Genomic DNA, 6,146 nt, shown 5'->3' with positions numbered 1-6,146 from the left:
TGTCGACCAGATAGGTGGGATCGAGGGTGATCGTCCCGTCCATCACGTACATGGCGTCGCCGCTTGCCGGCCTTAGGAACGTCGGGTTCGGCGTATCCAGAACGATGGTCAGGGCGTCTGCCCTCGAGGCGGAACCCGCCAGGACCGCAACCGTCAGTGCGATCAGCCAATTTGTTCGCATCAATCCGCCTCCCTTTGGCGCGCGGTGGTGCGCCCATCTCTGCCAAATCTGATCATTTATTTCAATAAATCAACTCGTTATGAGGTCAGATAGACGTTTAGCGTTGCGATTTGATGCGATCTGTTGCGACGAGTTGTGAGCTGCTGCGAGACGCGGCGGATCGGCGATTGATCGGCTGAATCAAGATTGACCCCACGCGCCGCCCGCCGCGCCATGGGGGCATGACCGGCTTCACTGAACTCATCGGCGCCCTTCGTATCCAGGCCGAGATCTGCGGCCAGATGGGGTCGCCGTTCAACGAAGGGCTGCTGGACCGGATCGCGCGCGACCTGCAGGCGGGCGGGCCCAGCTGTCGGCTGTTCGAACGCTGGGAGACGACCGCGCTTCGCCAGCTGGCCGACGACGGGGTGATGATCCGGGTGGCCAACACCTTCAACCACCTGGCCATGGGCGGCGAGGCTCCGGCGCTGTCGGCGGCCTGGCCCCGGCCCGGCGAGCCGCTGGACATCGACGGCGCGTGGGCGGCGGCGCGGGCCGCGATCGGGCCGCACTTCGAGATGCTGTCCACCTTCCTGGATCACGAGCCGCAGACCAACGAGGTGCGGCGCGCCGGCGGGCTGCTGGGCGGGTTCCTGACGGTGGCGGCGGAGACCGGCCTGCCGCTGCGCTGCTTCGAGATCGGCGCCAGCGCTGGGCTGAACCTCTACTGGGACCGGTTCCGCTATCAGATGGGGCCGGTGGCGTGGGGCGACCCAGACGCCTCGGTGCGGGTGGACGCCGACTGGGAGGGCGACCCGCCGCCGCGGGTCCCGGTGGAGGTGATCGAGCGGGCCGGCTGCGACCGGCGGCCGACCGACCTCACCGACCCGGTGCAGCGCCGCCGCCTGCTGGCCTGCGTCTGGCCCGACATGCTCGACCGCCTGGCCCGCAGCCGGCGCGCCATCGACCTGGCCCTGGCCGAGGGCGTGGCCGTCGAGGCGGCCGATGCTCTTGACTGGACACGCGCGCGGGTGCGGCCGCGGGCGGGCGCTGCGACCGTGCTGTTTCACTCGGTGTTCTGGCAATATCTGCCGAAGGCGACGCAGGAGGGGCTGGCCGCCGCCATCGCCGAGATCGGGGCTAGCGCCACGGCCGACGCGCCCTTCGCCTGGCTCCGCTTCGAGCCGCCGCCGACCAACCTGCGGATCATCGAGGTCTGGCTGACGAGCTGGCCGGGCGGCGTCGAGCGGCGGCTGGCGCTGGCCCATCCGCATGGCGCGTCGACGATCTGGCTGGCGTGAGAGACGATCGACGCAGTCGCCCTCCGGCCCCTGGCGGGCTAAAACAGGCCCATGCCGAACCTGATCGCCGATCCGACCGCCGACGCCCACCGCGCACGCGACGCTGACGATTCCTCTATCCGCCGATCGAGACCCGCGAGAGCGGCCATCTGGCGGTCGAGGCCCCGCACGCGATCTACTGGGAGGAGAGCGGCGCGCCGGATGGCTTGCCTGTCGTGTTCCTGCACGACGGGCCCGGCAGCGGGACCTCGCCCCGGCGCCGGCGGTTCTTCGATTCGGCGCTCTGGCGGATCGTGCTGCACGACCAGCGCGGGGCCGGGCAATCGACGCCGTTCGCAGAGCTGTCTGGCAACACCACCCGGGCCCTGGTCGCCGACATCGAGCGACTGCGCGAGGCGCGCGGCATCGACAGGTGGGTGGTATTCGGCGGCTCCTGGGGCTCGACCCTGGCGCTGGCCTACGCGCAGGCGCATCCGGACCGCTGCCTGGGCGTCGTCGTGCGCGGCATCTTCCTGGGCGAGGATTCCGAGGTCGACTGGTTCATGCACGGCCTCAGGACCCTGGCGCCCGAGGCCTGGCGTGCGTTCTCGGAGTTCCTGCCGGAGGCCGAGCGCGGCGACCTGCTGGGCGCCTACATGCGGCGCCTGAACGACCCGGACCCGGCGGTGAACGGGCCGGCGGCGGTGGCCTGGGGTCTCTATGAATCCAGCTCCTCCAGCCTCTATCCGAACCCCGACCTGGTCGCGGAGATGACCGGCGACGACAAGGCGTTGGCGATATCGCGCATCGAAGCCGCCTATTTCGTGGGCCGCCTGTTCCTGGAGCCCGGCCAGCTGCTGGCGGGCGTGACGGCGATCCGCCACCTGCCGGCGACGATCGTGCAGGGGCGCTACGACCTGCTATGACCGCTGGAGGTCGCCGACCGGCTGCACCGCGCCTGGCCGGAGGCGGAGTATGTGGTGGTCCCCGACGCCGGGCATTCGGCCTTCGAACCCTCGATCGCCCGGGAACTGGTCGCGGCTACCGATCGGATGGCGGCGAAGCCGCGAAGCTGAGCCACCGCCCAATTGGTAAACAACTTCTTCACCATATCGGCCCAGGGACTCTAGTCTGAATCCTTACGGAACTCTGGGTTGGGCCATGGGACTGCCGGTCGACACCATCATCAGGGGCGACTGCCTCGAGGAGCTGAAAAAGCTCCCCGATCGTTCGGTCGACCTGGTCTTCGCCGATCCGCCCTATAACCTGCAGCTGGGCGGCGAGCTGCTGCGCCCCGACAACTCCAAGGTCGACGCGGTCGACGACGACTGGGACCGGTTCGACAGCTTCGAGACCTATGACGTCTTCACCAAGGCCTGGCTGACGGAATGCCGCCGGGTGCTGAAGGACGACGGGGCGCTGTGGGTGATCGGCAGCTACCACAACATCTTCCGGGTCGGGGCGACGCTGCAGGACCTGGGGTTCTGGATCCTCAACGACATCGTCTGGCGCAAGTCCAACCCGATGCCGAACTTCAAGGGCACCCGCTTCACCAACGCCCACGAGACCCTGATCTGGGCGACCAAGAGCCGGGGCGGACGGCGCTACACCTTCAACTACGACGCCATGAAGATGGCCAATGACGAGCTGCAGATGCGCTCCGACTGGACGCTGCCGTTGTGCACGGGCGAGGAGCGGCTGAAGGACGAGGCGGGGGTCAAGGCGCACCCGACCCAGAAACCGGAAGCCCTGCTGCACCGGGTGATCATGGCCTCGACCCGGCCCGGCGACATCATCCTGGACCCGTTCTTCGGCACCGGCACCACGGGCGCCGTGGCGCGCCGGCTGGGGCGGAAGTTCATCGGCATCGAGCGCGAGGAGGCCTACGCCCAGCTCGCCGAACAGCGGATCGCCCGGGTGCTGCCCGCCACGGCAGCTGATATCGCGGTCACCGGCTCGAAGAAGTCCGAGCCGCGCATTCCCTTCGGCCAGATCGTCGAGGCGGGCCTGCTGCGGGCCGGCGACGAACTCTACTGCTCGCAGGGCCGCCACGCCGCGCGCGTGCGGCCCGACGGCAGCCTGGTGGCCGGCGAGCTCTCCGGCTCGATCCACAAGGTGGGCGCCATGGTGCAGTCGGCGCCGGCCTGCAACGGCTGGACCTACTGGCACTTCAAGACCGACAAGGGCCTTGCCCCCATCGACGTCCTGCGTGCCAAGGTCCGGGCGCAGATGCCCCATTGATCCACGTCATCCCGCGGCTTGTCCGTGGGACGCATGTCCAACGCCGCGCTCGCGGAACGATGGGTCCCGCGGACAAGCCGCGGGATGACGAGATCAGTTGGAATGGTTCGGAGCAGGACTCGACGGTCGGCGACTTCCCCGCCACGGTGCCCGCAAAAGCGGTATGGGGGCTGCGCATGGACGGGCGGACGGGATGAACCCGCGCATCTACGTCCTGACCCTGTGCACCTTTGCGTTCGGCTCGGCGGCGTTCATCTTTGCCGGCCTGCTGGAGAAGATGGCCGCGGATCTGGGCGTCTCGACGGCGGTCGCGGCACAGCTGCAGACCGCCTATGTCCTGACCTCGGCCCTGCTGGGGCCGGTGGCGGCGTGGATGCTGGGCCGGCTGGACCGCAAGTTCGTGGTGATCGCCGGCCTGGTCCTGAGCATCGCGCTGCACCTGGCGTGCAGCCTGGCGCCCAACTTCCAGACCCTGCTGGTGTTCCGCGCCTTTGCGGGCCTGGCGGGAGCCATGTCCGGCCCTGCGGCCAGCGTCGCGGCCGCCTCACTGGTCCCGATCGAGCGCCGCGGCTCGGCGCTGGCGATGGTCTCGGGCGGCATGACCCTGGCCTTTGTGGTCGGCATCCCGATCGGCAGCATCGTCGGCTCGATCTTCAACTGGCGCGCCACCTTCCTGGTCGCGGCCTCGCTCTCGGCGATCGCCCTGGTCGGCGTGGCCGTGTTCCTGCCCCGCGTGCCGGCGCCGCCCAAGCGTGAGCGGGGACGGCTGGAGATCGGCGGCATCTGGCCGCTGTACCTGACCAGCTTCCTGACCTTCGCCGCCAACATGACCCTGAACCTCTACATCGCCCCGATCGTGCGGGTGGGGACGGGCGTGACCGGGGCGGGCGTCGCCTTCTTCCAGGCGATGATCGGGATCGGGGCGGCGGCCGGTCTCTGGATTGGCGGTCGCGCCGCCGACCGCGGGGCCGGCAAGGCCTGGGTGCTGCAGGGGATCATGATCCAGGCCGCGGCCATGAGCCTGCACCTGGCCGCCACCCACCACCTGCTGCCGGCCGGCGCGCCCAGCGAAGGGCTCGTCGCCCTGGCCATCTTCCTGGCGGCGACGGCGCTGTTCTCGATCTCGCCGGTGACCCAGTCGCGGCTGATCCAGATGACCAATGGCGCGCCGGTGGCGCTGGCGCTCAACGGCTCGGTGTTCTCCATGGGCCAGGCCCTGGGCGCGACCCTGGGCGGCGTGGCGCTGGCCAGCTACGGCGTCCCGGCGATCCCGGCCGCGGCGCTGATGATGTCGGCGGTGGGCTTGTCGACCCTGATCTTCGTCTTCCCGCGCGCGCCTGTGATCTCGCCGGTCCTCAGCAGCGCGCGCTGAGGTCGGGTCGTCAGAGCAGTTTCGTGAGGCCAGCGCGTGCGGCCTTCAGGAACACGCTGGGCAGGCCGTCGAGGTCGCGGCGGGGGCTCCAGATCACGCCCGTCGCATCGCCTTCCGCGCGGAGCAGCCGCAGAGTCAGGGTGAAGTGGGTGAAGCCGTGCTCCACCTCGCCGACGGTTCGCCAGGCGGCGCTGGAGGGCGCGTCGCGGACGGCTTCGGCGTCGCTCCAGCGCTCGGCGCGCCAGTCCGAGGTGGGGAGCGCCAGCATGCCGCCCAGCAGGCCGCGGGGCGGGCGGCGGACCAGAGCCACCTCGTCGCCGCGGGTCAGGACATAGGCGACGCCATAGCGGTGCGGGCGCTCGGCCTTGGCGGTCCGGCGGGGATAGGTCTCCGGCGCGCCGGTCGTCAGGCCCGCGCAGTGCGCCGCGATCGGGCAGCGGTCGCACAGCGGCGCCTTGGGCCGGCAGACCGTGGCGCCCAGGTCCATCAGCGCCTGGGCCCAGTCCCCCGGACGGTGGTCGCGGACCAGGCCGGCGGCCAGCCGCTTCAGCTCCGGCTTGGCGTCGGGCAACGGCGCCTCGACGGCGAACAGCCGCGCCATCACCCGCTCCACATTGCCGTCCACCACATTGGTCGGCAGGTCGAAGGCGATCGCGCCAACCGCCGCCGCCGTATAGGCCCCGAGGCCGGGCAGGCCGCGCAGGGCCTCCTCGGTGTCCGGGAAGACGCCGCCGTAGTCCACGGCCACCGCGCGGGCGCAGGCCAGCAGGTTGCGGGCGCGGGCGTAGTAGCCGAGGCCCGCCCACGCGGCCATCACCTCGCCGTCGTCCTCGTCCGCCAGGTCGGTGACGGTGGGCCAGCGCGCGGTGAACTTCAGGAAGTAGGGCGTGGCGTGCGGCACCGTGGTCTGCTGCAGCATCACCTCCGACAGCCAGACCCGGTAGGGATCGGCCCGCACGCCGGCGGAATGATCGCGCGGGCCCAGCCGCCAGGGCAGGGACCGCGCGTTGGCGTCGTACCAGGCGAGCAACCGGGCGCGGAGGGTTTCGGGAGCCACACGCCCCGCCTACCACCGCGGGCGGCCGCGCGGTAG

6 protein-coding genes are annotated in these 6,146 nt (G+C 70.6%); 4 read left to right on the top strand and 2 right to left on the bottom strand.

Annotated features, from left to right (window positions below):
- A partial coding sequence (locus tag Q0R13_RS18510) for a hypothetical protein (RefSeq protein ID WP_293906712.1) occupies nt 1-181 on the bottom strand: 181 nt, incomplete at its 3' end.
- Between the two features lie 221 nt (nt 182-402).
- Here Q0R13_RS18510 and Q0R13_RS18505 point away from each other — a divergent pair.
- The 4 genes from Q0R13_RS18505 to Q0R13_RS18490 all read left to right on the top strand — a co-directional run bounded on the left by Q0R13_RS18505 (nt 403) and on the right by Q0R13_RS18490 (nt 5,053).
- Nucleotides 403-1,461: a DUF2332 family protein gene (locus tag Q0R13_RS18505; protein WP_293906710.1), complete on the top strand. Its 1,059-nt coding sequence runs from the start codon at nt 403-405 to the stop codon at nt 1,459-1,461.
- Between the two features lie 125 nt (nt 1,462-1,586).
- Entirely contained in the window at nt 1,587-2,366 is a 780-nt protein-coding gene (gene pip, locus Q0R13_RS18500; protein WP_293906716.1) for a prolyl aminopeptidase, read from the top strand.
- Between the two features lie 235 nt (nt 2,367-2,601).
- Nucleotides 2,602-3,681: a site-specific DNA-methyltransferase gene (locus tag Q0R13_RS18495; RefSeq protein ID WP_293906708.1), complete on the top strand. Its 1,080-nt coding sequence runs from the start codon at nt 2,602-2,604 to the stop codon at nt 3,679-3,681.
- Nucleotides 3,682-3,874: 193 nt separating this feature from the next.
- Nucleotides 3,875-5,053 (top strand): MFS transporter, encoded by a 1,179-nt coding sequence (locus Q0R13_RS18490; protein WP_293906706.1) that lies wholly within the window; start codon nt 3,875-3,877, stop codon nt 5,051-5,053.
- Nucleotides 5,054-5,063: 10 nt separating this feature from the next.
- On the opposite strand, the gene mutY is transcribed toward Q0R13_RS18490, so the two are convergent.
- Complete coding sequence (gene mutY / locus Q0R13_RS18485; RefSeq protein ID WP_293906704.1) at nt 5,064-6,110, bottom strand: A/G-specific adenine glycosylase; 1,047 nt, start codon at nt 6,108-6,110, stop codon at nt 5,064-5,066.
- Nucleotides 6,111-6,146: the final 36 nt, after the last annotated feature.

Origin of the sequence: Phenylobacterium sp., assembly GCF_025351295.1 — a bacterium.
In the GTDB taxonomy this organism is placed as follows: domain Bacteria; phylum Pseudomonadota; class Alphaproteobacteria; order Caulobacterales; family Caulobacteraceae; genus Phenylobacterium.
The sequence above is the reverse complement of the archived record's forward strand: the minus strand, read 5'-3'. Positions and strand labels throughout refer to the sequence as shown.

Coding starts and splice junctions, on each gene's coding strand:
- Q0R13_RS18505 (WP_293906710.1), top strand. CDS start 403: ATGACCGGCTTCACTGAACTCATCGGCGCCCTTCGTATCCAGGCCGAG.
- Q0R13_RS18495 (WP_293906708.1), top strand. CDS start 2,602: ATGGGACTGCCGGTCGACACCATCATCAGGGGCGACTGCCTCGAGGAG.
- Q0R13_RS18490 (WP_293906706.1), top strand. CDS start 3,875: ATGAACCCGCGCATCTACGTCCTGACCCTGTGCACCTTTGCGTTCGGC.